We start from the raw sequence: 26,840 nt of genomic DNA on the forward strand, positions 1-26,840 counted from the left end.
AATGCCTCGCATTCCCCTGACCTGGCTCGCTGACCATGTGCGCCTAGGCGAAGGTGCCCGTGGCAGTGGCCAGGCGACGGCTGAAGCTGTGGCCGCTGATCTCGTGTCGGTGGGCCTGGAAGAAGAAGCGATTTACGGTGCGCAGGTTACCGGTCCGCTGGTGATTGGCCAGGTTCTCGATCTGGTGAAAGAACCCCAGAAAAATGGGAAAACCATTAATTGGTGCCGGGTTGACGTGGGGCCTGACCACAATCATGAGCACGACAATCCCAAGGATCCTCAGCCCGGTGATGAGCGTCCGAGTCGTGGGATCATCTGCGGTGCCCACAACTTTGTGCCCGGAGATTTCGTGGTGGTGTCCCTTCCCGGAACGGTGCTTCCCGGCCCGTTCCCAATCGCCGCTCGGAAAACCTACGGGCATATTTCAGATGGGATGATTTGTTCCACCGCCGAGCTTGGCCTGGGTGAAGACCCCGAGGACGGCATTATCGTGCTGGGGCGCGGCATTGCCGAGGGGATGACGGCAAAGCCTGGGGACGACGCCATTGCGCTCTTCGGCCTGGGTGAAGAGGTCGTCGAGATTAACGTGACCCCAGACCGCGGATACTGCTTCTCTATGCGCGGGGTTGCGCGTGAATACTCCCACGCCACCGGCGCCGAGTTTTCCGATCCAGTGCTCAGCATTGACGTGCCGCCAGCTGCCGGAGATTCCGTACCGGTAGAGCTCGCCGATGAGGCACCGATCCGCGAGCAGGATGGCTGCTCCCAGTACATCGCCCAGCTGGTGACTGGGGTGAATGCGAAAGCGCCGAGTCCGCGCTGGATGCAGCAGCGCCTCACCCTCGCCGGGATGCGTCCCATTTCTTTGATCGTGGACGTCGCGAACTATGTGATGCTGGATCTGGGGCAGCCATTGCACACTTTCGATGCGGCGCGGTTGTCGGCGCCGATTGTGGTGCGCCGGGCCCGCGTCGGTGAAGTGCTCACCACGTTGGATAATGTGCGACGAACGTTGCACCCCGAGGACCTGGTGATCTGCGACAGCGAAGGCGGGCACGGCGAGCGCGTGTTGGCCATCGCCGGGGTGATGGGGGGCGCGAGCACCGAGGTCACAGACGAGACCACCGACGTGCTGATCGAAGCGGCCACGTTCTCCTCCTTCAGCATCGCGCGGTCGGCTCGCAGGCATAAGTTGCCCAGTGAAGCCTCGAAACGGTTTGAGCGGGGAGTTGATCCCGCTCTGGCCGAAGTCGCCGCGATCCGAGCCGCCCAGCTGATCGCTGAATATGGCGGCGGAACTGTGGACGCTACGAGGACGGTGGTTGGATCCCAGCGGCAGCCAGAACCAATTGACCTCGATATGAAGGCTGCGGCCAACCTGGTCGGGGTCGAGTATTCGCGCGAAGAGATTGTCGACAGCCTGAGGATGCTGGGATGCCACATCCAGGCCGCACCCGCCGCGGATGCTCCGAATGATGCTGGTCCTGGCGCTGAAGTAAGCAATCATGACTCCGGTTCAGATCAGCTGCACCAGATCGATGTGCTGCGCGTGACACCGCCGACCTGGCGCCCAGATCTAAAGCATCGGGAAGATCTGATCGAAGAAATCGCGCGGCTCAACGGGTATGACCGGATCCCATCCGTTCTTCCCAAGGCTCCGGCAGGAGGCCGGGGGCTGACGCTCGCACAGCGTCGCCGCCGCACCGTCGCTTTGACCCTCGCTGAAAAGGGTCTGACCGAGGTGCTGTCGTATCCCTTCACCGGTGAGGCCACGTTTGAAGCGCTCGGATATGCCGAGGATGATCGGCGCCGGGACACGGTTCGGCTCGCCAACCCAATCTCCGAGGCAGACGGAAGCATGCGCACCGAGCTGCTCCAGACGCTGCTCCCGGTGGCGCGCCTCAATATCGGTCGAGGCGCTGACGATGTGGCTCTGTTCGAGATCGGTTTGGTGTCGGCACCGTCATCGGCGGGACCAGTTCCTTCGCTGGAGGTGGCACAGCGCCCCAGCGATGAGCAGCTCGCGCAGCTTGCAGCCGCAGTGCCGGCGCAGCCGCGTCATCTAGCAGCGGTGATAGGTGGGCCAACGGGTAAATCGTCGTGGTACGGGCCCGCCCGGGTGGCAGATTGGTCCGACGCCGTAGACGCGGCGCGACGAGTGCTCGACAGCATCGGTGTGGTCTATGACGTCGTCCAGACTGAGCGGGCCCCGTGGCATCCGGGCCGTTGTGCTGAGCTGCGTGCTCAGGACGGCACCGTCCTCGGATATGCTGGTGAGTTGCATCCGCGCGTTGCTAAAGCCTTCGGGTTGCCACACCGCACCAGTGCCTGCGAGCTCAGCCTGGATGCTGCGTTTGCGGCTGCGCCCGATCTGGTGCCAGCCGAACCGCTATCGACCTACCCGGTGGCAAAAGAAGACTTCGCTTTTGTGGTGGACCAGACCATGCCGGCTAGCGCCATCGAGGCGGCAATCACCGCAGGCATCGGGGATGTGCTCGAAAGCGTGCGCCTGTTCGACGTTTATGTGGGTGAACAGGTGGGCGAGGGGAAGAAATCCCTGGCGTTTGCTGTGCGTTTACGTTCTGCTGAGGGAACCCTCACCGCGGACCAGATCGGTGCTGCTCGTGAGCGCTGTATCCGCGCCGTCCAGGCGATTGGTGGTGTTCTGCGCGCCTGAGCGGGTGAGAGATCAATGAGAAGGGCCGGGGGCGATATGCCCCCGGCCCTTTCATGTCACCGGTGCGCAAGTGCTACCTCACCGGTTCGTCACCGACAGACGGTTTATTTCTTGGACGGCTCGAAGTCCCGGACGGTGCCGATGATGTTGTTCCATCCGGTGATGCGCGGGAAGTAATCGATCTCGTCAGCTTTCTTGAGACCGCTCCATTTCTTCGTTGAGTACATACCACCGGCGCCGTTATTTTGAACCGGAATGTACGGTGCTTCGTCAGCGATCGCCTTCTGCACGATCTGGCAGAGCTCAGCTAGTTTCTTGGTGTCTTCCAAAGGCGTGTTCATCATCTCCAGGATGGCATTGCTGACCGCTTCCGGAGTCTTCCAGCGACCGTAGTTGCCGTCGGCCTTTTCGTCGCCGACCTGGTAGAACTTGGTGAGGCGGTACATGGCGAAGGCTTGGAAGGCGCCGCCCGCAGCATTGGTTGTCCACAAGCCGAGGTCGTAGTCGCCCTTCGACTGTGCAGGACCGTACACTTCCTTGGGCAGCGGAGTGAACTTGATATCCAGCCCCAGGTTTTTCTTCCACTGGTCGCACACCACGGGCATGGTGGCCATCTCCACCGCATTGTCATTTGAAATGTGCAGCTGCAAAGGATAGGACTTTCCATCCTTGACCAAGTTGCCGTTTTCGATGGTCCAGCCCGCATCCTTGAGCTCTTTCTTAGCCTGTTCGACATCGGGGGTGAGAGGCTTTTGGTACTCGGGCAGCAGCATGTCCTTGTAGATCACTGGATCCAGACCGGTAATGCTCGGAACCGTGTAGTCGATACCACCCGCCTTGGCCACGATATTCATATCCACCGACGCGCGCAGTGCCTTGCGTACGGCAACGTCCGAGCAGGGCAGACGGTGCGCGGCCATGATGATGCCACGGGTGGAGCCGTCTGGGTAGTAGCGGTACCCGTTGTGAGGATCGCGCGGGACGAAGCTGTTGAGCAGGCCGGGGGCTCCGCCTTCGGCCCAGTCCACTTTGCCGTCACTGATCTGGGACTGGATGTTGCCTGCCTGTCCTGCCGGAACTAGGCGTACTTCTTTGACGCCCTTGGTTTTCTCGCCCCAGTAGTCATCGCGAATCGTGATCGTGATTTCCTGATTAGCGAAGCTCTTAAGCTTGCCCGGACCGGTACCCACCGGGTTTTTGTCGATAAAGGACTTGCGGTCAACGTTTTTGTAGATGTGTTCGGGGAAAATGGGGTAGTACAGCGAGAGCGGTAGATCCTCGGCGTACTGCGGCTCGTTGTAGTGCAGTACCACGGTGTACTCATCGGGGGTTTCGATGGGCGATTTGAGGAACTCGTAAGTGCCTTCGGCGTTCTTCTCCGGCGAGGGCGGTCCGAACACGAAGTCGTAGGTGAAGGCGACATCTTTGGAGGTAAACGGTTTGCCGTCGTTCCAGGTGACGCCTTTGCGTAGGGTGTAGGTGGCAACTTTTCCACCGTCGGTGTACACCACTTTTTCGGCGAGGTGCGGTACCAGCTTCATGCCGTTTTTGGATGAGATGCGGAAGAGCGTTTCAAAGAACAGACTGGTTCCGGCCGCCGTTTCGCCGCCGCCGTAGGAGTTGAAGTTCTCCGGGAACATGTTCGAGGTGCTCACCTGCGTGCCGATGGTGAGGACACCGTCATTGTTGATCGTGCCTTGCATCTCACGGGCGCCGGAGTCCGCTGAGGGAGCTGCGCCTTTGTCTTTAGATGAGCCGCAGGCCGCCAGAGCGGGGACGGTTACGGCGACTGCTCCGAGCATGAGTACGCGCCGCCTGGAAAGACCGGAGCGGGGATCCTGAGGGGTCATGATGTTATCTCCTTCGATATGGGTGGGGGATACTGCGGGTGGGTGGTAAAGGATCGGGTTGAGGTTGTGATGCTTTCTCTTCGGGTGAGAACTTTGAGTGGGTTTAGTCAGATGAGTTCGGTGTGTGGTGAACCTCAGCTAGTCCCGGGTAAAAGCAGGGTTATTCTCAGCGAGCCAGCAGGTGACCATCCGCCCGCTAACTCGGTCATCGAACTTCGGCAATGGCGAATCGGTGCACTTGGGCATCGCCAGGGGACAGCGGGAGGCAAAGCGGCAGCTGGTGACTTCGATGGAGTTGTCCACGGGCTGCACATCGGAGATGCGGGTGGTGATCGGTTTGCCGGAGCCTTTATAGCGGGCCGGGTCTGGGGCCGCGTTGAGCAGCAACGAGGTATAGGGGTGAATGGGGGAGGAAATGATGTCTTCGGTGGGGCCGCTCTCCACAAGCTTTCCGCCGTACATCACGTTGATGCGGTCGGAAAGGTACCGGGCACTGGCGATGTCGTGGGTGATGTAGAGGATGGCGACGTTTTCGCTCTCGCGCAGGTCCTTGAGGAGGTTCAGCACGTCTAAGCGGATCGAGGCGTCGAGCATCGAGGTGGGTTCATCGGCTAGCAAAACGCTGGGATTAACGGCGAGCCCGCGCGCGATCGCGATGCGTTGCCGCTGTCCGCCAGATAGATCCGTGGGATAGCGGTCAAGATAGCGCGAGGCAGGCGTCATGTTGACCTTACCGAGGAGCTCTAGCAGACGTTCTTTAATCGCCGTTCGACTGAGCTTGGGGAAGTGGATTTTCACCACGCGCGATAAGATCGTGCGGTTTTTCTTCAAGCCGTTCAATGAGGCGAAGGGGTCTTGGTAGATCAGTTGGACATCGCGGTAGTAGGCGCGGCGGGCACGCTGGCCCTTAATCTTGATCGGTTTGCCGTTAAACAGAATCTCACCGCTAGTTGCCTTGTAAATAAGTGCGAATAAGCGGGCGATCGTGGTTTTTCCGGAGCCAGATTCTCCGACCAACGCGCTGATTTGCCCCGGATAGAGTTTGAGATCTACTCCGTCGAGTGCTCGAATGGTTACTTTGCGTCCGGAGGCGTCGGTGCCAGGAAAGTGGAGTTTAACATTGCGGGCTTCCAGCACCGGGACCTGGTCCTCGGGTCGCGGCGAGGCCGCCGACTGCTCATGGGTAAGTGATTGAGTCATCGCGCATCTCCCACCGGTTGAGGGTCAGTGTGACCTGGAGTTTCGGAGTCTTGGATGGGGTTGTCGGCCAGAGCCCGTTCGCCCTGCTGATGGACGATCTCCTCGGAACTGAGTTCGCCATTGGAGAAAAAGCAGGCTGACCGGCCGCCTGGGATATCGCGCAGCTCGGGAATGCGCTCGTGGCAGATGGGCATCGCCACATCGCATCGGGGAGAGAACGCGCAGCCTTTGGGGAGGTCGAGCAGATCGGGTGGTGACCCTGGGATGCCCTGGAGCCTCCGCACGGGTTCCGATAGCGGTGGGAACGCGCGGCGTAGAGCACGCGTGTAGGGGTGCTTGGCGGATTCGTGGAGGCGTTTGGCGGTTCCGATTTCCACGATTTTGCCGCCGTACATGATGGCGATCTTGTCGGAGATTTCCAGGAGCAGCGACAGGTCGTGGGTGACGAAGACGATCGCGAATCCGAGTTCGGCTTGGGCACTTAGAAGCTGCTGCAGAATTTGGCGCTGCATCACAACGTCCACCGCGGTGGTCGGCTCATCCATGAGGACGAGATCCGGGTTGCAGGCAAGGGACAGCGCGATCAACGCGCGCTGTTGCATTCCGCCGGAGAGCTGGAATGGGAACGCGGTGAGTCGTTCGGAGGATATTCCGACCAGGGAGAGCAACTCGCCAGCCCGGGCCATGGCGGCTTTGCTCGACAGTTCTTTGTCGTGGCGTTGGAGGACGTCGGTGAACTGTTCACCGAGTCTAATGACCGGGTTGAGGCAGGCCATGGCGGACTGCATGACGATGGAGATGTTGCTCCAGCGATACGGTTCGAGCTCTTCTTCGCTGAGGGCGACGAGGTCGACGCGGGGGCTGCCGTCGGTGGGGTGCAGCCAGATCTCCCCGGCGGACGTGGCGGCGGGCATGCGCTGAAGTCGGCCGAGGGCATTTAGCAGCGTTGATTTGCCGCTGGCTGACTCACCGGCGACCCCCAGGATTTCTCCGCGACGCAGGGTGAAGGTGATATCGTCGCAGGCCCGAATATTTCCGTCCTCGGTGACGTAGTCCACGCACAGTCCTTGGACGTCGAGCAGAACCGGGGAGGTTTCCAGACGCTGGAGGATCTGTTCCTCGGTTTCGTGGACGGTCACGTTGGAGTGGGTGTGCGGGTTGGTATCGCCGGTCGTGGTGGTGTGGGTGAGGGTCATGATGCGCTCACCGCTTCCGGGGCGGCCGGGGCTGCGGTTTTCACCGCTGCCTTTCGGTTTTTGTCTCGGACGAATTTGCGCATCAGCTTCATTCGTTTGGTGGACAGAGTCGGGTTGGTAATTTCGTCAAGGCCGAAGTTGATCATGGTGGTGGCGAAACCTACGAGTGCTAGGGCCATGCCTGGCGGGACGAACCACCACCACATGCCACGGAAGAGTGCGTTTTGGGTCATTGCCCAGTTAATCATCAGGCCCCAAGACGGTTGGGAGGGGTCACCGATGCCGAGGAAGGCGAGGGATGCCTGCATGTTGACCCCTGCTGCGATCAGCGTCAGGAACATCGGGGAGATGACGCCGAGCAGGTGTGGCATCACTTCGACCAGGATGATTCGCCACTGGGATTCACCGACGGTGCGCAGGGCGGTGGTGAAGTCTCGTCCGCGCAAGCTCATGGTCTGGGCTCGAATCATGCGAGCGCCGCCAGACCATTCGAGGCAGGCGATCACGATGGAGACCAGAAGCCAGTTACTGCTTTGGGTGGCAGCGGCGATGATGAACAGGATGGCGAAGGTCGGGATGGTGGTGAAGACCAGGATAAATCCGTTGAGGATACGATCCATGACTCCGCCGGCGAACCCGGCCCAGGCTCCGATGACCACGGTGAGGATGGTGCCGAGGATAGCGGAGGTGAGTCCGACGAAGATGGAGGTTTGGGTTCCGACCAGCATCCAAACCAATACGTCTTGTCCGGCGCTGGTGGTGCCGAGCCAGTGGTCTGTGTCCGGGGGGAGCCCGCCGATGGTGTTGTAGTCGATGTCGGCAGGGCTCATATTCAGAACATGGGTGGCAAAGGGTTGACCGGCGAACGCCACCAGAATGAACAGACCCATGATGCCGAGTCCGATTTGGACTTTACCAATGGAGAGGAATCGCTTCAGCATGGCAGCCTCACCGTGATTCTCGCGTGCGCGGGTCGAGGACGACGTAGACGGAGTCCGCAATGAAGTTGAAGAAGAGTGTCATGAAGATAAAGATCAGCATGATCCCCTGCATGACCGGGTAGTCGCGGGCCCCTTGCGCGCCCTGAAGTAGCGAGCCGATTCCGGGGTAGAAGAACACGGTTTCCGCGAGCACAACGGCGGTGAGGGAGCCGCCGATGCGCTGCGCGAGTCCGGTGAAGTTGGGTAGCAGAGCGTTGCGGGCTGCGTAGCGGTTGCGGATGCGGCTTTGGGTGAGCCCTTTTGCGCGGGCAAGCTGGACGTAGTCTTCGTTGACGGTTGTGATCATCATGTTGCGCATGCTGAACATCCAGCCGGCGAATCCGACGATGATCAACGTCGCAAAGGGCAGGACCGAGTGGTACAGCACGGAGCCGAGGAACGCGGGGTCGAAGAGGTTGATGGGTATCGAGTTGTCATATGACCCTTGATTGGGGAACCAGCCGTTGTCGTAGGCGAAGAACCAGACGATCAGCAGGCCGAGCCAGAAGGCGGGGATGGAGGAGAAGAACATGGATGCCGGGGTGACGATGGCGTCGAGGCGGCGGCCTGGCCTCCACCCGAGTCGGGCCCCGAGATACGTTCCGATGATCCAGCCCAGGATGGTGGATGCGATCGCAAGATAGAAGGTCCAGGGGATGGCTTTGCCGATCAACTCCGTGACCGTGAGTGGGTAGTACTGAACGGATCGTCCCAGGTCAAAGTGCAGCAGTTGCCAGATGTAGTCCCAAAACTGGAGCAGGATTGACCGGTCGGGATCGCCATATCGGGCTTTGATGAGCTGTAACTGATAGCCACTTGGCGGGGCGCCGGTCTTAGCCACGATGTCTCGGATCATCTGCGTGGCTGGGTCGCCGGGCATGAACCGCGGTAGGACGAAGTTCAATATGACAGCAGAGATTGCGACGATGATGTAGGTCACAAGCCTTTGGAATAGGAACCGTAGGCCGGCATGGCTGGCGCGGCCTTTGCGCCGCGGCGCGGTCTGTTCCGTCTGCCTGGGCACGTCGATGTTTGCCTCGGTGCGTTCGGTCTGCTGTAGCTCACCTGGACTGGTCACTTCTGCTCACCTCCCTGTGGACATTGGGATGACGCGCTCGATTGGCTCTGCAGTGAAGCCGATCGCTCAGGGCGTCCTTTCCGGGTAGTTTAGCGCTTCAGTTGGTGGGACTTACGCCACCGGGCGACCCGAGACCAGATTGAAACATCGGATCTATATTCAAGGTGGTTGTGACACGGATTGTCTGCACCCATGGCTCGCTAGGCGCTATGTCCGAGGTCAGGCGACTGTGTAGAAAAATTCTCGCGGTTCGGTCCACATATGTCTCATGGGGTTGGACATGGGTGGTCTGATGTCTACCGTGATGCTACTGTGACCATCGTCATTTATTGCTGATCCCGCTGTAGCAAAGGAGCTTGTGGCTATGAGCCCGTCCACGTCTGAATCCTCGCATTTCCGCCCCTCTCGCAGAGCGTTGATCGCCGGTGCATCCGGGGCGATTGCCGCGGCGATGGCCGGGGCTGGTCTCGCCATCGCAACCCCGCGCCCCACTCGCCCCGCCAATGCTGAGCTGCGTGCGGCTGCCGCCAGTCCCGCGAACGCCGCGGCTGCAAGCACTCTGAACATGGGCTATTTCCGCACCTGGGAAGACAAAGCGACCAACCCGGATATGCCTAACCGCATCGGAGAAATTCCCGCTGCCATCGACGTTGCGCTGGTGTTCCCGGACGGCACCCCTGACAACAGTGCTTTCTGGCCGACACTGAAAGACACCTACGTGCCGACATTGCACGGTCGCGGAACCAAGGTTGTGCAGACCACCGGCATTAAAGCCCTGCTGGATGACAAGTTCGCCAACACCGACTCCGGGCACAAGTCGCTGGCCGATCACCTGATGGAAACCATCGTTCTTAAGAGCGGTCTCGACGGGTTGGACGTCGATATGGAGCAGGACCTCACCACCGCCCAGATCGATAAAGCTGCCGGAGTCTTCGGGGCTTTGTCTAAATATCTCGGCCCGAAGTCGGGTACCGGCAAATTCCTGCTCTATGACACGAACCGTGATGGCACGGAGCCCCTGTTCTCGCAGACGGCCTCGCTCTATGACTATGTCTTGGTGCAGTCATATGGACGGTCGGTGTCCTCGCTGCAAGGGACATGGGAGACCTATGCGCCGCGCATTGCGCCGTCTAAGTACCTCATCGGTTTCTCTTACTACGAAGAAAACGGCACGCGGTGGAATGATGTCACGCTTCCGTTTGAGACGAGCCGAGCCGCGAAGTATGCCTCCTGGCAACCGACGGGCCTGAAGAAGGCGGGCATTTTCTCCTATGCGCTCGATCGTGACGGCATCGCTGAGGGTGACAACACCCTGCGCCACACCACCTATCCGTGGTCAAAGAAGCTGAAGGAGCGCATGGTCGCTGCTCGCTAGGCGGCCTTGGATCCCCTCGCAGTGGCCCGGATCGCCCCGCGGCGGCGTTAGATCGGCTCGGGTTGGCTGGGCGGTGGTGTCAGATTGGCCCGAGTTGGCGTTAGGTCGGTTTGGGTTGATTGGATGGCGGTGTCAGATCGGCCCGCAGCGGCCGGGGCCAGGTAGACGGCGATAGGTCGGCGCGCCCCGCGCAGGCGTCGAGCGGGCAGGGTGCTCATATTAGGGCGGTTGACCGAGGAGTGAACACCTCGGTCAACCGCCCTGCATCGTCTGTATACTCTTGCGAGTGAATGAAAATAAATACACCATCGGCGTGGTCGGGGCGTCCGGCTATGCGGGCGGAGAGGTGCTCAGACTGCTGCTCGGGCATCCCCACTTCCACCTCGATGCATTGATCGCGCATTCACGAGCCGGGCAAAACCTGGCCGCGGTCCACCCCCACCTCGCGCCCTGGGGTGAGCGCATCCTTGAACCGTTACACACCGACCGGCTCGCCGAGCTCGACGTGATCGTGCTCGCACTGCCACACGGGGCTTCCGCGCCGATCATCCAAGACCTTCGCCAACGCGAAAGCCACGCACTGATCGTGGACTGTGGAGCGGACTTCCGTCTGCGCGACGCCGACCAGTGGCGACGCTATTACGGCACCGAGCATGCGGGAACCTTCCCCTACGGACTGCCTGAACTGATCCATCACGATGGAACCCGGCAGCGTGATCTGCTACGCGGAGCACGCAGTATCGCCGTGCCTGGCTGCAATGTCACCGCTCTCACCCTCGCGCTCGCCCCGTTGGTTAGGGCTCAGGCCATCGACCCCCAACACCTGGTGGCCGCCCTAGCCGTGGGTTACTCCGGCGCGGGCAAGAAAGCCGCTGACCACCTCCTCGCAGCCGAGGGGCTGGGCGGAGCCACCCCGTATGCCGTGGGCGGCACCCACCGCCACATCCCGGAGATTCTCCAAAACCTTGCGTGTGCGGGAGCCCATGACGCCCACATCACCATGACCCCCATCCTGGTCCCGATGTCCCGCGGAATCCTAGCGACCGTGACCGCACAGCTGATCGACGGCTACCGAGAGGCAGACCTGCGGGAGCTGATGCATGAGGCCTACGCCGACGAACCGTTCGTGCATCTGCTGCCACCAGGTATATGGCCAACCACCAAAGCGGTGCAAGGAAGTAACAACGCGCAGCTCAACCTGGTGTGTGATCAACGCAGTGGAACCGTCACGGTGCTCTCAGCAATCGACAATCTGGTGAAAGGGACCGCCGGTCAAGCCCTGCAAGCTATCCACCTTGCGCTTGGACTCGACGAAACCTGCCACCTCCCGCGCGCGGGCCTTGCCCCCTGAGCGAAAGGAACCTACCCCCATGAGTGTCACCAGCCCCCCAGGATTTCTCGCCGCAGGCCTATCGTGTGGTCTGAAGAAAAATGCAGCCCCAGACCTGGCCCTGGTCGTGAACGAAGGCCCCAGCGATGTTGCCGTCGGGGTCTTTACCCGCAACCGCATCCAGGCGGCCCCAGTGCTGTGGTCGCGCGAAGCTGTCGCCGACCGCCGGGCCCGAGCTGTCGTCCTCAACTCCGGCGGAGCCAATGCCTGCACTGGCTCAGATGGTTTCCTCGACACTCATCGCACCGCCGAACGAGCCGCTGACTTACTTGGACTATCCGCCCAGGACGTTCTGGTCTGCTCCACCGGGTTAATCGGAGAGCGCTTAGACGTGTCCGCTTTGATGAACGGGCTGGATCAGGCTGTCGCTGCCCTATCGGCCACCGAACAGGCTGGCGACGATGCGGCGCGGGCCATCATGACCACGGATACGGTGCATAAGAGTGTCGTTGCGCAGACCGCCGACGGCATCACCATCGGCGGTATGGCTAAGGGAGCGGGCATGCTGGCTCCTCAGCTTGCCACCATGCTGGTGGTTGTGACCACCGACGCGGTGATCGACGCCGAGCTTGCGGATCGTTTGCTTCGCCGTGCCGTTCGCACCACATTTAACCGAGTTGATTCCGACGCCTGCATGTCCACCAATGACACCGTCATCTTGATGGCGTCAGGGTCGTCGGGCGTCGTCCCTCAGGAAGAGGACTTCGCGGCCGCCCTGCACACGGTGTGTTCGGCTTTAGCTCGTGCGCTGGTTGCAGATGCGGAGGGCGCCAGTCACGACGTGAGAGTACGCGTGACCTCAGCGTCCTCAGAGGCCGCGGCTGAGGCGGTGGCACGAGAAGTCGCTCGGTCAAACCTGGTGAAAGCCGCAATTTTCGGTAACGACCCGAACTGGGGTCGCATTATCTCGGCGGTTGGATGTGTGCCCGAAGAGATCGCGCCGTACGATCCGGCGGCTATCTCGGTCGCTGTAAACGGCATTGAGGTGTGCCAGGGAGGAGCGGCCTATCGGGATCGTTCCCTGGTCGATATGACCCTGCGCGAGACCCACATCGACATCGATCTCGGTGCCGGCTGTGCCAGCGCGGACATCTGGACCAACGATCTCACCCACGCGTACGTCGAAGAGAACAGTGCCTATTCCTCATGACTGATGACCATCCCACCACCTCACTATCGTCCGCCCAGGCTCCAAGCTCACAGTCTCTACGCGGTTTAGATGAGGACACCCTGCGGCGGGCTGCTGCTGATCGCCCACGTGCGCTGCCGGATAACACCCGAGAACAGGCCCGGATCAAATCCGAGGTTCTGCTCGAGGCTTTGCCGTGGATTCAGCGTTATTCCGGGGCAATTGTGGTCGTGAAATATGGTGGCCACGCCATGGTTGACGACGATCTCAAACGAGCCTTTGCCGCCGACATGGTGTTTATGCGCCAGGTGGGGTTGCGTCCGGTGGTCGTCCATGGAGGAGGTCCGCAGATTACCTCCATGCTGAAGCGGGTAGGCCTGGATAGTCAGTTCCGCGGTGGTCTGCGCGTGACCACCGACGAGACCATGGAAATTGTGCGAATGGTGCTGATGGGGCAGGTCGGCCGCGAGCTGGTTGGGTTGATTAATGCCCACGGGCCCTATGCGCTCGGCATGTCGGGTGAAGACGCGCAGTTGCTGAGCGCTCGCCGGACAGGTGCCGTGATCGACGGTGATGAGGTGGACATCGGCCTGGTGGGTGAGGTGGTGGATGTTAACTGCGCTGCGCTGATGGACGTTTTAGATGCCGGACGGATTCCGGTGGTGTCCTCTATTGCCCCGGAGGTCGATGAGCGTGGAGTTCCCCAGGGCCCAGTGCTCAACGTCAACGCTGATACCGCGGCTGCGGGGCTCGCGAAGGCTTTGCAGGCTGAAAAACTTCTCATCCTGACCGACGTGGAGGGGCTGTATGCCAAGTGGCCCGATCCGTCATCGTTGATCCCGGAGATTACCGTGAGCGAGTTGCGAGCGCTGCTTCCGACGCTCACCGAGGGCATGATCCCCAAAATGACCGCGCTGCTGAACGCGGTGGAATCGGGTGTGCGTACAGCCGCAGCGATTGACGGACGGATACCGCATGCGGTGCTTTTGGAAATTTTCACATCGCATGGGATCGGCACCATGGTGAAAGGAGACGATTATGTCTGATAGTGCGACCATGCCTGACGGTATGACTGTGCCTGATGGCGCGACGATGCCTGGTGGCGCGACGATGCCTGGTGACGCGATGACCGACCACCACACTGGGCCCGAACAGGAAGCGAATATGCAGGTGAGCGCTCGGATGCCTGGCGATGGAGATGCTGAGCTGTCGCTGCGCGCACGCTATCAGCGTTCTCTGCTGGGCGTGTTCGGAACCCCGCAGCGGGTTCTAGTCAAGGGACAGGGTTGTTATCTATGGGACGAGGACGGAGCGCGATACCTGGACCTGCTCGGCGGTATCGCTGTGAACTGTCTTGGGCATGCGCATCCCGCATTTGTGTCCGCATTGACGGCGCAGGCCGAAACGCTCGGGCACATCTCTAACTTCTTCACCAGTGTTCTGCACATTGAGCTTGCGGAGACCTTACTTGACCTGGCGCAGGCTCCTGCTGACTCTGGGGTGTTCCTATGTAACTCCGGGACTGAAGCTAATGAGGCGGCGTTTAAGATGGCTCGGCGCACCGGTCGCTCCCGGATGGTGGCGCTGACCGGGTCTTTTCACGGGCGCACGATGGGTGCTCTTGCCCTGACTCATAACCCGGGGTATCGGGCTCCGTTTGAGCCGTTGCCGGGTGATGTCGTCTTTGTTGAGCCTGGCGACGTCGATACGCTAGAGCGGGAACTTCGCGGTGGGAACGTCGCTGCCTTCATGGTGGAGCCCATTCAGGGGGAAGCAGGAGTGCGTCCGCTGAGTGATGAGTATCTGCGCGCTGCTCGCGACCTCACCTCTCGGTACGGCACCTTGTTGATCGTCGACGAAATCCAGACCGGGATGGGACGCAGTGGCGAGTGGTTTGCTCATTCGTCCGCGAGGATTACCCCCGACATTATGACGCTGGCTAAAGGGCTCGGGGGTGGGTTTCCGATCGGCGCGGTGATTGCCTTTGGGACGGCGGTTAAAGGCCTCCTCAGTCCGGGCCAGCATGGCACCACGTTCGGGGGCAATCCGCTCGCTGCGGCTGCTGCGCTCGCCGTGATCGACACCATTCGGCGGGATGGTTTGCTCGCTCAGGTGCGGGAACGGGGGCAGCGTCTTACTCGCGGTATTCGTGATCTGGAGCATCCGTTGCTCGACGATGTGCGGGGGCGTGGGCTTTTGCTGGGCATTGGGCTGACCACGCCGGTTGCGCAAGCCGTCGCGGCGGCGTTGCTGGATAAAGGGGTGGTGGTCAACGCCCCGAATCCCACGACGATTCGGCTCGCTCCGGCGTATGTGCTCACAGATGCTGACGTGGATGAGTTCATCGGGCGGTTCGGTCAGGTCCTTCATGAGGTTGAGGTGCTTCATGAGGTTGCTGCGAGCACCCGGGCCGCAGGCTCATGAGCATGGTAGTAGTGCGGGCCAAAGGTATGGGCACGTCGCCTCGCGCTCTGCCGTGTGCAGCCATTGACCGAGGAGTGGACGGGTGATGGGTCCATACGTGTGGCGCCTCTACCCAACCCCTATTCGCATCATTATGCGTTCGGGTGTATATTCTAAATATTGGAGGCTGTGCTCGTGAATACGCAGGTAGCGCCTTCAGCTTCACACGTTCAGGGAAGGGAAGCAGCCGTGAGTTCACTCGTGAATTCCAAGATCTCGCGTCAACGACGCATTGTCGAGCTGCTTACCCGTCAGGAAGTTGCGTCCCAATCGGCGCTTGCCGCTCTGCTGGCCGCCGACGGACTGAACGTCACCCAAGCCACGCTATCCCGCGACCTGGTCGAACTTCAGGCCGAAAAAGTCAGAGGTTCATCGGGAACATTGGTGTACACCGTGCCACCGGAGGGTGGCGAGAGATCGGTGGGTCGCTCCGGATTTTCCCAGGTGGAGCACCTCGCTGCACGTCTCTCCCGGCTCTGCGAAGAGCTGTTGGTGAGCGCTGAGGCTAGCGGCAATTTGGTGGTGCTCCGCACTCCGCCCGGTGCAGCGCAGTTCCTCGCCTCCGCCCTGGATCACTCGGTGCTTCCCGGGGTCCTCGGTACTATCGCCGGTGACGACACCATTTTGGCAATCACTAAAGCTCCTGACGGGGGACAGGAGCTGGCTAGCCGTTTGATGGCGCTCGCCCAGGGAGCAGAATGTGACCGCCACAATGGGGGGCAATGCAGCGGTCACGACGAACCGCGTGGCGATAAGACCTTCGATGACAGTTACGCTCCACAAGAGCGTCCGGTCCTCAGCAAGCAGCTGGAAGCGGCAGACCCCGCCCGGCAGCCGGCCGGCCGACGACGAGTGTAAAGCTCTGCCCCAGCCTTCATGGCGGACATTTAGACACGGTGACCACTCACCATCGTATTCACCGCTGGTCTGCGTCCATGGGCAGAGCGCTCGGCTATTTCTCATACAGCACCGTCGCTTCCTATTTCCTATTCCGCGATCCCTTCATGTGCTTTTTGTTTCCTTTCCCTGTTCGTATCCGATTTCTATTTCCATCCTCATAGACGCCGCGCTCTTACCTGCGACGATGCATTCCCAGGGTTGTTAGCGTCCACAATTCTTCATTAAAGGAGTCACCGTGACCGAACGCATTGTCCTGGCATATTCCGGAGGGCTTGATACCTCAGTAGCTATTGGTTGGATCGCCGACGCCACCGGCGCAGAAGTTATTGCTTGCGCCGTCGACGTTGGGCAAGGCGGCGAAGACCTCGATGTCATTCGCCAGCGCGCTCTGGACTGCGGGGCAGTCGAAGCCTACGTGGCAGACGCCCGGGAGGAGTTCGCCACTGAATACTGCATGCCTGCGCTCAAGGCGAACGCTCTGTACATGGACGCTTATCCGGTGGTCTCCGCACTTTCGCGCCCTGTGATCACCAAGCATCTGGTGCGAGCAGCCCGGCAGCATGGCGCCAGCACCGTGGCGCATGGGTGCACCGGTAAAGGCAATGACCAGGTACGATTTGAAGTCTCAATTACCTCGCTCGCGCCCGATCTGAAATGCATCGCGCCGGTGCGTGACCTGGCGTTGACCCGGGACCGCGCGATTGAGTACGCAGAACGCAAAAACCTTCCGATCGCGACCACCAAACACAACCCGTTCTCGATTGATCAGAATGTGTGGGGGCGGGCTATTGAAACTGGGTATCTCGAAGATATTTGGAATGAGCCCACCAAAGACGTCTATTCCTACACCGACGACCCGGCCTTTCCGCCTGTCGCCGATGAACTTATCCTCACCTTCCACCAGGGTGTTCCGGTCGCTATCGACGGGGAAGCTGTCACACCGTTGCAAGCGATCCAGACTCTCAACCGGCGCGCCGGGGCACAGGGAATCGGGCGGATCGATATCGTGGAGGACCGTTTAGTCGGTATTAAGTCGCGTGAGGTGTATGAGGCACCCGGAGCGATGACCCTGATTGCAGCTCACCAGGAGCTGGAGAGGGTCACGCTGGAACGGGAGCAGTGGCGTTTTAAGCGCAATGTCTCTGACCGGTGGACGGAACTGGTTTACGACGGCCAGTGGTTTAGTCCGTTGAAGCGGTCCCTCGACGCGTTCATTGAGGACACCCAAATGTATGTGTCGGGAGATATTCGGATGTCGCTTCACGGTGGGCGTGCCACGGTGACGGGGCGGCGCACCGAAACCGGACTGTACGACTTCAACCTTGCCACGTACGACGAAGGAGATACCTTCGACCAGTCACAGGCGCGTGGATTTATCGATATCTACGGGCTCGCCGCCAAACAGGCAGCAGCTCGCGATGTGGCCTTCGGCCGGGGGCACCTCGGAACTGAGACCCGTACCGGCCGGAGCGGAGCGGGGGCTAAGGCGTGAGCACAATGAGCACAGATGGCATGAGCGCAGATGAACAGCAGGGGCCGAGTGTTTCGGCGCGCGGCACCTCCGATTGCGGTGCGGTTGGTCGCGCTACCTCCGATTGCGGTGCGCCTGACCATGGTGCCTCCGGCAGCGGTGCCTCCACCTGCGAGGTGGTCGGGGCGAAGCAACGCCTCAGCCTGTGGGGCGGGCGCTTCGGTTCGGGACCAGCCTCCGCGTTAGCTGACCTCTCTGTGTCCACCCACTTCGATTGGCGCCTAGCCCAATACGACATTCGCGGCTCCAAAGCCCACGCGAAAGTTCTTCACCGCGCGGGCCTACTTACAGACTCGGAGCTGGACATGATGCTCAGAGCGCTCCAGGTGCTCAGCGAGGACGTGGCCATAGGAGCATTTAGCCCGTCGCCAGACGATGAGGACGTGCACACGGCCCTCGAGCGCGGCTTGATTGAACGAGTGGGTGCTGAACTCGGCGGTAAGCTGCGGGCCGGTAGATCCCGCAATGACCAGGTGGCTACCTTGATCCGCATGTACATCCGGGATCAGGCCCGGTTCCTGGGGGCACAGGTGCTCGATCTGGTGGAGGTTCTGCGAGCTAAAGCAGACGCGGTGCACGGGGTCGCCATGCCGGGTCGCACCCATCTTCAGCATGCTCAGCCGGTGCTGTTGTCTCACCACCTCTTAGCGCACGCCTGGCCGTTGGTGCGCGATGTTGAGCGTCTGCGCGACCTCGACGCCCGGGCGAGTGTAAGCCCATACGGGTCGGGTGCGCTCGCCGGATCATCGTTGGGCCTTGACCCAGAGGCGGTTGCTGAGGAGCTCGGCTTTGCTAGCAGCGTGTGGAACTCAATTGACGGCACAGCCTCGCGCGATGTGACGGCCGAGTTCGCCTTTAACTGCGCCATGCTGGCGGTAGATCTATCCCGATTCGCGGAGGAAATCATTCTGTGGAATACCAAGGAATTCGGCTACGTCACGCTTGACGACTCCTATTCCACCGGCAGTTCGATCATGCCGCAGAAGAAGAATCCGGACATCGCCGAGCTCACTCGGGGTAAAGCTGGTCGGCTAATCGGGGATCTGACTGGACTCTTGGCGACGCTGAAGGCAATGCCGTTGGCTTATAACCGTGATCTGCAAGAGGATAAGGAACCGATTTTCGACCAGGTCGACAGTCTGAACCTTTTGCTCCCGGCTTTCACTGGAATGGTGGCCACCTGTCGTTTTGAGACGGACCGGATGGAACAGCTTGCTCCGCAGGGTTTCTCTTTGGCCACCGACATTGCCGAGTATCTGGTGCGCACGGGGGTGCCATTCCGCTCGGCTCACGAGATTGCGGGGGCGTGCGTACGGCTAGCCGAAGAACAGCACAAAGAACTCGCTGACCTGACCGATGCTGAATTTGCTGCGATCTCTCCGGCGTTGGATGCGCGGGTGCGCGATGTGCTGACCGTGCAAGGTTCGCTCGCCTCCCGCGACAGTAAAGGCGGAACTGCGCCGGACAGAGTTGCTGAACAAGCCCTGGCTCTCGGCGACAAGGTCTCTGACCTGCGGCTATTTACCGGTCAAGCAGAGCCGTGAGCACGGCCTTCCAATCTAATTCGTCAATTGACGGCAGACTCGGCACAATTGTGGTTGGCACAAGAATTGGGCACTAAGCCATTTTTGAGGGCCCATGACGAAAGTGGGAGAACATCATGAGCAGCATCCTGGATGATCTGAGCTGGCGGGGACTTCTCGTCCAGACCACCGGCGCTGAGGCGCTGGCGCGGTATCTGTCCCAGGGGAGCAGCTCGGTGTATTGCGGGTTCGATCCGACTGCGTCGTCGTTGCACGTTGGTCACCTTACCCAGATCATCATGATGCGCCGCTTCCAGCGGGCGGGTCATCGGCCCATTGCCGTGGTGGGTGGAGCGACCGGTTTGATCGGCGATCCGCGGATGTCTGGCGAACGCGTGATGAACCCGCCGGAGGTTGTCCAAAGCTGGGTGGAGGCTCTCCAGGCCCAGATCATGCCGCTGCTCGACGGCGACGGGGAGTGCGGTCTGCGTGTGGTCAACAATCTTGAATGGGTTGGTCAGATGGGCGCGCTCGAACTACTCCGCGATATCGGCAAGAACTTCCGCATGGGCACCATGCTCAGCAAGGAAACGGTGGCGAGTCGATTGAACGGGGAGGGTCTGAGCTACACCGAGTTCAGCTATCAGATTCTTCAGGCTGTCGATTACTTGGAGCTGTATCGCCGGTATGGGGTTCAGTTGCAGTCCGGAGGTAACGACCAGTGGGGCAACCTTGTGGCTGGTGTGGAGCTGATCCGACGGGTGGAGGGAGCTGAAGTCCACGCGCTCACGACCCCGCTGGTGACGAAAGCGGATGGCACCAAGTTCAGTAAATCTGAAGGTGACGCGGTGTGGCTGGATCCGCAGCTGACCTCGCCCTATGCCTTCTATCAGTTCTGGCTCGGAGCTGATGACCGCGACGTTGTGAACTACCTGAAGTTCTTCACCTTCCGTGGGCGGGAGGAGATCGACGCGCTGGCTCGTCGTGTCGATGAGGCCCCCCATGCTCGGGAGGCGCAGAGGGCCTTGGCCGATGACCTCACCGCGTATGTGCATGGAGCAGAAGCTTTGGACCAGGCGAAAAAGGCTAGCCAGGTGCTGTTCGGTCGCGGTGATGTCCGTGAACTAGGCGAGAGCACACTTGGCTCTATTGCTCAGGAGATTCCAAGTGTCGATGCTGCCGTGGGTACGGCTCTGGTGGATTCTTTTGTCGCGACTGGCTTGGTGGCATCGAAGGGAGCGGCTCGTCGCGCGGTGGCCGAGCGTGGACTGTCGATCAATGGCGTGACGCTTGAGGATGTTGAGCGCCCCCTGGTGTCGGAGGATCTGTTGCCGGGAGGTTATGTTCTGCTTCGCCGAGGTAAGAAGAACATGGCGATGCTTAAGGTCGGTGGATGATCTGGCTTGAGCGTTTCCGATGCGTTGCGGTCGGTGGCTTTGAATAGCTCGGCAATGATCGACGATCGGGAGTCAGCATGTGGCGGTGGAGATGTCTTAGGGCATCTCCACCGCCTTTTTTGTGATCGCGACCGCAGGCAGGCTGAGCTTTGCGAATCCACGACGAAAACCTGCGCTCCTAGATAGGACCCGCTAAATGCGTTTGACCTGCGGTTTTAAAAGATTGAGCGAAAAGTGTGACGAGGGTCCAGCTCATGTGACCCTGCCGACAAGCATCGCAGATATGTGGGTTGAGTTCACCTGCCCAGGTCCAGTTATATGCCGCTGACCTGCACTGTTGATGAATTTGGGAGGCGGGACGGGCTGAAGTTGCGGACTGCTGGAGCCATTTGACGACCCCTGCCGGGATGCGTAATGTAGTTCCTCGTCAGCCGGACAGGAGATGCGAAAAGCCTCCACGGAGATTCACTTGATGAGGATCCTGGGGTAAGATTGCGTCTCCTGGAAGGATTGACCGGGACATTCTTTCGAGAATGAACCGTCTGCTCGGTCCCCAGACCGAATAGCTTCACGATCGCGTGACGACTCGAAGCTTTCGGAGCATGAATCGAGCGGAGTTGGCAAGAGCCGCGAGGATCTGCTAGAGTAGATTCTCGTGCCGGGCCGACAAAGAGTCGGACGGAGGGTGAAAAACCATCCGGACGGCACAACCATTAGCCTTGATGAGGGCTTCGAGATTCGGAGCTCTTCTCGATGTGCGCGTGTTGTTTGAGATCTCAATAGTGTGCTTGTTTGTTGATGCCGAATATTTTTGTTGGTAGTCAACATCATTTTTTAATGGACAGCTAGATGCTAGTTGTTTGTTGTCTGCCGGGATTGTTTTCATTTTTTGATGGAGAGTTTGATCCTGGCTCAGGACGAACGCTGGCGGCGTGCTTAACACATGCAAGTCGAACGATGAAGCCTAGCTTGCTGGGTGGATTAGTGGCGAACGGGTGAGTAACACGTGAGTAACCTGCCCCCTACTCTGGGATAACCTCGGGAAATCGGGGCTAATACCGGATATGACTTCATGCCGCATGGTGTGGGGTGGAAAGTTTTTCGGTGGGGGATGGACTCGCGGCCTATCAGTTTGTTGGTGAGGTAATGGCTCACCAAGGCGATGACGGGTAGCCGGCCTGAGAGGGCGACCGGCCACACTGGGACTGAGACACGGCCCAGACTCCTACGGGAGGCAGCAGTGGGGAATATTGCACAATGGGCGCAAGCCTGATGCAGCGACGCCGCGTGAGGGATGACGGCCTTCGGGTTGTAAACCTCTTTCAGTAGGGAAGAAGCGAAAGTGACGGTACCTGCAGAAGAAGCGCCGGCTAACTACGTGCCAGCAGCCGCGGTAATACGTAGGGCGCAAGCGTTGTCCGGAATTATTGGGCGTAAAGAGCTTGTAGGTGGCTTGTCGCGTCTGCCGTGAAAATCCAGGGCTTAACTCTGGACGTGCGGTGGGTACGGGCAGGCTAGAGTGTGGTAGGGGAGACTGGAATTCCTGGTGTAGCGGTGAAATGCGCAGATATCAGGAGGAACACCGATGGCGAAGGCAGGTCTCTGGGCCATTACTGACGCTGAGAAGCGAAAGCATGGGGAGCGAACAGGATTAGATACCCTGGTAGTCCATGCCGTAAACGTTGGGCACTAGGTGTGGGGACCATTCCACGGTTTCCGCGCCGTAGCTAACGCATTAAGTGCCCCGCCTGGGGAGTACGGTCGCAAGGCTAAAACTCAAAGGAATTGACGGGGGCCCGCACAAGCGGCGGAGCATGCGGATTAATTCGATGCAACGCGAAGAACCTTACCAAGGCTTGACATACACCGGATGACTGCAGAGATGTGGTGTTCTTTGGACTGGTGTACAGGTGGTGCATGGTTGTCGTCAGCTCGTGTCGTGAGATGTTGGGTTAAGTCCCGCAACGAGCGCAACCCTCGTTCCATGTTGCCAGCACTTCGGGTGGGGACTCATGGGAGACTGCCGGGGTCAACTCGGAGGAAGGTGGGGACGACGTCAAATCATCATGCCCCTTATGTCTTGGGCTTCACGCATGCTACAATGGCCGGTACAAAGGGTTGCGATACTGTGAGGTGGAGCGAATCCCAAAAAGCCGGTCTCAGTTCGGATTGGGGTCTGCAACTCGACCCCATGAAGTCGGAGTCGCTAGTAATCGCAGATCAGCAATGCTGCGGTGAATACGTTCCCGGGCCTTGTACACACCGCCCGTCAAGTCACGAAAGTCGGTAACACCCGAAGCCAGTGGCCCATCCCGTGTGGGGGGAGCTGTCGAAGGTGGGATCGGTGATTGGGACTAAGTCGTAACAAGGTAGCCGTACCGGAAGGTGCGGCTGGATCACCTCCTTTCTAAGGAGCGTCACCGTTTGGTGGCCTCGTTCCTGTCCGTCTGTGGCAGGCGGGGTTGCTCATGGGTGGAACATCAATGAATGGGCGCTTGCTGGGTGTTTTCTGGTGCTGAGTACTGCTGTGTGAATGGTGGGGAAAGGTGGTGGGGAGCGTCTGGTTCAGGTGGAAGCACACTATTGGGTTTTGAGGGAGCACGTGCCGCCCCGGTGTGGGTGGTGGGTTTCTTCTGGTAGTGCCCCCTTGCTGCTGGGCCCCGGTGTGGGTGTGGTGGTGGGTGTGGGAGTGTTGTTTGAGAACTACATAGTGGACGCGAGCATCTTTGTAAAGCAATGTTTTGCCAGTCATACAATTTTTTAGTGTTGCCATAAGTTTTCAAGGGCACACGGTGGATGCCTGGGCATGAGGAGCCGACGAAGGACGTAGGAGTCTGCGATAAGCCTCGGGGAGGTGACAACCGACCTGTGATCCGAGGATGTCCGAATGGGGAAACCCACCAGGCGTGATGGCCTGGTACCTGCCATTGAATATATAGATGGTGTGGAGGGAACGCGGGGAAGTGAAACATCTCAGTACCCGTAGGAAGAGAAAACAATAGTGATTCCGTTAGTAGTGGCGAGCGAACGCGGAAGAGGCTAAACCATGTGCGTGTGATACCCGGCAGGGGTTGCGTGTGTGGGGTTGTGGGACGTGTCGGATGGTTCTGCCGGATCGTCGACGTGTGTGCTTGTGGTAGTCGAAGTCGTGGTGAGTGCGATGGCGTAGAGGGTGGGACCCCCGTAGACGAAACTGCAAGTGGGCGTGATGCTGTTCCCAAGTAGGACCGGACTCGTGAAATCCGGTGTGAATCTGCCAGGACCACCTGGTAAGCCTAAATACTACCTCATGACCGATAGCGGACTAGTACCGTGAGGGAAAGGTGAAAAGTACCCCGGGAGGGGAGTGAAATAGTACCTGAAACCGTGTGCTTACAATCCGTCGGAGCCTTGTGGGGTGACGGCGTGCCTTTTGAAGAATGAGCCTGCGAGTTAGTGGTCGGTGGCGAGGTTAACCCGTGTGGGGTAGCCGTAGCGAAAGCGAGTCTTAAATGGGCGTTGGAGTCGCCGGCTCTAGACCCGAAGCGAAGTGATCTATCCATGGGCAGGGTGAAGCGCGGGTAAGACCGCGTGGAGGCCCGAACCCACTTCAGTTGAAAATGGAGGGGATGACCTGTGGATAGGGGTGAAAGGCCAATCAAACTTCGTGATAGCTGGTTCTCCCCGAAATGCATTTAGGTGCAGCGTTACGTGTTTCGTTCCGGAGGTAGAGCACTGGATAGGCGATGGGCCCCACCAGGTTACTGACCTTAGCCAAACTCCGAATGCCGGGACGTGAGAGCGTAGCAGTGAGACGGTGGGGGATAAGCTTCATCGTCGAGAGGGAAACAGCCCAGAACATCAGCTAAGGCCCCTAAGCGTGTGCTAAGTGGGAAAGGATGTGGAGTTGCTGAGACAACCAGGAGGTTGGCTTAGAAGCAGCCACCCTTGAAAGAGTGCGTAATAGCTCACTGGTCAAGTGATTCTGCGCCGACAATGTAGCGGGGCTCAAGCACACCGCCGAAGCTGTGTCATTCCACCGTTGTGGTGGGGTGGGTAGGGGAGCGTCGTACGGGCTGTGAAGCTGCGGGGTAACCCAGTGGTGGAGACCGTACGAGTGAGAATGCAGGCATGAGTAGCGAAAGACGGGTGAGAAACCCGTCCGCCGATTGATCAAGGGTTCCAGGGCCAGGTTAATCCGCCCTGGGTAAGTCGGGACCTAAGGCGAGGCCGACAGGCGTAGTCGATGGACAACGGGTTGATATTCCCGTACCGGTCTCATAAGGACCCATACCGAGGCGCTTGATGCTAACCATCCGAGCCCTCACTGTGCCTTTCGGGGTGTGGTGGTGGGTGAGCGTGGGAACCGATGGTGTAGTAGGTCAGCGTGTGGAGTGACGCAGAGAGGTAGCTTCCGCGGGGCGATGGTTGTCCCCGTTCAAGCGTGTAGCCCGCGCACCGGTAATGCGGTGCCGTATGGGGTCAGGCGTGATGAGGAGCCCGTAGGGGTGAAGGAGGGTGATCCTGGACTGCCGAGAAAAGCTCCGGCGTGACGAGTGGGACCGCCCGTACCCGAAACCGACTCAGGTGATCAGGTAGAGAATACCGAGGCGTTCGAGAGAATCGTGGTTAAGGAACTCGGCAAAATGCCCCCGTAACTTCGGGAGAAGGGGGGCCCGATCAGTGAGAGCTGTGAGGGCCGCAGAGACCAGGGAGAAGCGACTGTTTACTAAAAACACAGGTCCGTGCGAAGTCGTAAGACGCTGTATACGGACTGACGCCTGCCCGGTGCTGGAAGGTTAAGAGGACCGGTTAGATGCCTTTGGGTGTCGAAGCTGAGAATTTAAGCCCCAGTAAACGGCGGTGGTAACTATAACCATCCTAAGGTAGCGAAATTCCTTGTCGGGTAAGTTCCGACCTGCACGAATGGCGTAACGACTTCTCCACTGTCTCAACCGCGAACTCGGCGAAATTGCATTACGAGTAAAGATGCTCGTTACGCGCAGCAGGACGGAAAGACCCCGGGACCTTTACTATAGTTTGGTATTGGTGTTCGGTACGGCTTGTGTAGGATAGGTGGGAGACTGAGAAGCATGGACGCTAGTTTGTGTGGAGTCGTTGTTGAAATACCACTCTGGTCGTTCTGGATTCCTAACCTCGGTCCGTGATCCGGATCAGGGACAGTGCCTGATGGGTAGTTTAACTGGGGCGGTTGCCTCCTAAAGAGTAACGGAGGCGCTCAAAGGTTCCCTCAGCCTGGTTGGCAATCAGGTGTTGAGTGTAAGTGCACAAGGGAGCTTGACTGTGAGACGGACGTGTCGAGCAGGTACGAAAGTAGGAACTAGTGATCCTGCACCTCATTGTGGAATGGGTGTAGCTCAACGGATAAAAGGTACCCCGGGGATAACAGGCTGATCTTGCCCAAGAGCTCATATCGACGGCATGGTTTGGCACCTCGATGTCGGCTCGTCGCATCCTGGGGCTGGAGTAGGTCCCAAGGGTTAGGCTGTTCGCCTATTAAAGCGGTACGCGAGCTGGGTTTAGAACGTCGTGAGACAGTTCGGTCCCTATCCGCTGCGCGCGTTGGATATTTGAGAAGGCCTGTCCCTAGTACGAGAGGACCGGGATGGACTAACCTCTGGTGTGCCAGTTGTTCTGCCAAGGGCATGGCTGGTTGGCTACGTTGGGAAGGGATAACCGCTGAAAGCATCTAAGCGGGAAGCCTGCTTCGAGATGAGATATCCTTGCACTTTGTGTGGGAGGCTCCCAGTAGATGACTGGGTTGATAGGCCAGGTGTGGACGCATCGTGAGGTGTGGAGCTGACTGGTACTAATGGGCCGATGGCTTATGAGCTTTTCTTGGTGTTGTGTGGTTGTTGTGTGTTCGCGTCTGCTGTGTGGTTCTTGGATTGCACTTCCTGGTTGCTGGCCTGTGGGTTGGTGGTGGGGTGTGGTTGTGTATAGTGTTACGGCGGTCATAGCGTTGGGGAAACGCCCGGTTCCATTCCGAACCCGGTAGCTAAGCCTGATTGCGCCGATGGTACTGCACTCGGGAGGGTGTGGGAGAGTAGGTAGCCGCCGGACTTCTTTTTTGGGGAGGGGTGTGGGGTGTGGGATCCTGGAGAGGGTTTTGTGCTTCATGCTCCTTTTCTTTTTGTGTGGGGTGTGGGGG

General features: G+C 59.6%; 14 protein-coding genes, 3 rRNA genes and 1 pseudogene. 13 read left to right on the forward strand and 5 right to left on the reverse strand.

The features are described 5' to 3' along the window. The first annotated feature begins 1 nt into the window (after position 1). Complete coding sequence (locus BN1724_RS12315) at positions 2–2,677, forward strand: phenylalanine--tRNA ligase subunit beta (protein ID WP_058235599.1); 2,676 nt, start codon at positions 2–4, stop codon at positions 2,675–2,677. A gap of 104 nt (positions 2,678–2,781) precedes the next feature. Here the strand turns inward: BN1724_RS12315 and BN1724_RS12320 are convergent, their stop codons facing one another. The 5 genes from BN1724_RS12320 to BN1724_RS12770 form a co-directional block, all read right to left on the reverse strand. Next, positions 2,782–4,527 carry an ABC transporter substrate-binding protein gene (locus tag BN1724_RS12320; RefSeq protein ID WP_058235600.1) on the reverse strand — a complete coding sequence of 582 codons (1,746 nt, stop codon included), beginning with the start codon at positions 4,525–4,527 and terminating at the stop codon, positions 2,782–2,784. Positions 4,528–4,665: 138 nt separating this feature from the next. Further along, positions 4,666–5,727 carry an ABC transporter ATP-binding protein gene (locus tag BN1724_RS12325; protein ID WP_058235601.1) on the reverse strand — a complete coding sequence of 354 codons (1,062 nt, stop codon included), beginning with the start codon at positions 5,725–5,727 and terminating at the stop codon, positions 4,666–4,668. Further along, positions 5,724–6,923 carry an ABC transporter ATP-binding protein gene (locus tag BN1724_RS12330; protein WP_084253049.1) on the reverse strand — a complete coding sequence of 400 codons (1,200 nt, stop codon included), beginning with the start codon at positions 6,921–6,923 and terminating at the stop codon, positions 5,724–5,726. The genes BN1724_RS12325 and BN1724_RS12330 overlap by 4 nt, the downstream gene beginning before the upstream one ends. Then, positions 6,920–7,864 (reverse strand): ABC transporter permease, encoded by a 945-nt coding sequence (locus tag BN1724_RS12335; RefSeq protein WP_058235602.1) that lies wholly within the window; start codon positions 7,862–7,864, stop codon positions 6,920–6,922. The genes BN1724_RS12330 and BN1724_RS12335 overlap by 4 nt, the downstream gene beginning before the upstream one ends. A 7-nt stretch (positions 7,865–7,871) precedes the next feature. Further along, on the reverse strand, positions 7,872–8,981 hold the full coding sequence (locus tag BN1724_RS12770; RefSeq protein ID WP_231928253.1) for an ABC transporter permease: 1,110 nt from the start codon (positions 8,979–8,981) through the stop codon (positions 7,872–7,874). Positions 8,982–9,345: 364 nt separating this feature from the next. Between BN1724_RS12770 and BN1724_RS12345 the strand changes: the two genes are divergently transcribed. The 12 genes and pseudogenes from BN1724_RS12345 (at position 9,346) to rrf (ending at position 26,752) form a co-directional block, all read left to right on the forward strand. Beyond that, positions 9,346–10,356 carry an EndoS/ChiA family endoglycosidase gene (locus tag BN1724_RS12345; RefSeq protein ID WP_058235603.1) on the forward strand — a complete coding sequence of 337 codons (1,011 nt, stop codon included), beginning with the start codon at positions 9,346–9,348 and terminating at the stop codon, positions 10,354–10,356. 286 nt (positions 10,357–10,642) lie between these two features. Beyond that, on the forward strand, positions 10,643–11,707 hold the full coding sequence (gene argC, locus BN1724_RS12350; RefSeq protein WP_058235604.1) for an N-acetyl-gamma-glutamyl-phosphate reductase: 1,065 nt from the start codon (positions 10,643–10,645) through the stop codon (positions 11,705–11,707). 19 nt (positions 11,708–11,726) lie between these two features. Beyond that, positions 11,727–12,896, forward strand: coding sequence for a bifunctional glutamate N-acetyltransferase/amino-acid acetyltransferase ArgJ (gene argJ / locus BN1724_RS12355; protein WP_058235605.1), 1,170 nt, complete (start codon positions 11,727–11,729; stop codon positions 12,894–12,896). Continuing rightward, positions 12,893–13,921, forward strand: coding sequence for an acetylglutamate kinase (argB, locus tag BN1724_RS12360; protein ID WP_084253050.1), 1,029 nt, complete (start codon positions 12,893–12,895; stop codon positions 13,919–13,921). Before argJ ends, argB begins: the two co-directional genes overlap by 4 nt. A gap of 118 nt (positions 13,922–14,039) precedes the next feature. Beyond that, positions 14,040–15,299, forward strand: a complete 1,260-nt coding sequence (locus BN1724_RS12365; protein WP_084253181.1) for an acetylornithine transaminase — start codon at positions 14,040–14,042, stop codon at positions 15,297–15,299. 228 nt (positions 15,300–15,527) lie between these two features. Next, positions 15,528–16,034 (forward strand): annotated as a pseudogene (locus tag BN1724_RS12370) (arginine repressor); the annotation flags it as partial. Between the two features lie 439 nt (positions 16,035–16,473). Continuing rightward, entirely contained in the window at positions 16,474–17,730 is a 1,257-nt protein-coding gene (locus BN1724_RS12375; RefSeq protein WP_058235606.1) for an argininosuccinate synthase, read from the forward strand. A gap of 5 nt (positions 17,731–17,735) precedes the next feature. Further along, the gene (gene argH / locus BN1724_RS12380) at positions 17,736–19,313 is read left to right on the forward strand and encodes an argininosuccinate lyase (RefSeq protein ID WP_231928254.1); all 1,578 of its coding nucleotides are present in this window, start codon (positions 17,736–17,738) and stop codon (positions 19,311–19,313) included. A gap of 116 nt (positions 19,314–19,429) precedes the next feature. Beyond that, positions 19,430–20,689, forward strand: a complete 1,260-nt coding sequence (gene tyrS, locus BN1724_RS12385) for a tyrosine--tRNA ligase (protein ID WP_058235607.1) — start codon at positions 19,430–19,432, stop codon at positions 20,687–20,689. A gap of 889 nt (positions 20,690–21,578) precedes the next feature. Further along, positions 21,579–23,096 (forward strand): 16S ribosomal RNA (locus BN1724_RS12390). Between the two features lie 362 nt (positions 23,097–23,458). Beyond that, a 23S ribosomal RNA gene (locus tag BN1724_RS12395) occupies positions 23,459–26,522 on the forward strand. Between the two features lie 113 nt (positions 26,523–26,635). After that, positions 26,636–26,752: ribosomal RNA gene (gene rrf, locus BN1724_RS12400) — 5S ribosomal RNA — on the forward strand. The 16S, 23S and 5S rRNA genes sit together here, the layout of an rRNA operon. Positions 26,753–26,840: the final 88 nt, after the last annotated feature.

The sequence above is a fragment of the Devriesea agamarum genome (assembly GCF_900070355.1).
Taxonomy (GTDB): domain Bacteria; phylum Actinomycetota; class Actinomycetes; order Actinomycetales; family Dermabacteraceae; genus Devriesea; species Devriesea agamarum.

Bases quoted from the DNA above. Each gene is read 5' to 3' on its own strand.
- BN1724_RS12315 (WP_058235599.1), top strand. From the start codon at position 2: ATGCCTCGCATTCCCCTGACCTGGCTCGCTGACCATGTGCGCCTAGGC.
- BN1724_RS12320 (WP_058235600.1), bottom strand. From the start codon at position 4,527: ATGACCCCTCAGGATCCCCGCTCCGGTCTTTCCAGGCGGCGCGTACTC.
- BN1724_RS12325 (WP_058235601.1), bottom strand. From the start codon at position 5,727: ATGACTCAATCACTTACCCATGAGCAGTCGGCGGCCTCGCCGCGACCC.
- BN1724_RS12330 (WP_084253049.1), bottom strand. From the start codon at position 6,923: ATGACCCTCACCCACACCACCACGACCGGCGATACCAACCCGCACACC.
- BN1724_RS12335 (WP_058235602.1), bottom strand. From the start codon at position 7,864: ATGCTGAAGCGATTCCTCTCCATTGGTAAAGTCCAAATCGGACTCGGC.
- BN1724_RS12345 (WP_058235603.1), top strand. From the start codon at position 9,346: ATGAGCCCGTCCACGTCTGAATCCTCGCATTTCCGCCCCTCTCGCAGA.
- argJ (WP_058235605.1), top strand. From the start codon at position 11,727: ATGAGTGTCACCAGCCCCCCAGGATTTCTCGCCGCAGGCCTATCGTGT.
- argB (WP_084253050.1), top strand. From the start codon at position 12,893: ATGACTGATGACCATCCCACCACCTCACTATCGTCCGCCCAGGCTCCA.
- BN1724_RS12365 (WP_084253181.1), top strand. From the start codon at position 14,040: ATGCAGGTGAGCGCTCGGATGCCTGGCGATGGAGATGCTGAGCTGTCG.
- argH (WP_231928254.1), top strand. From the start codon at position 17,736: ATGAGCACAGATGGCATGAGCGCAGATGAACAGCAGGGGCCGAGTGTT.
- tyrS (WP_058235607.1), top strand. From the start codon at position 19,430: ATGAGCAGCATCCTGGATGATCTGAGCTGGCGGGGACTTCTCGTCCAG.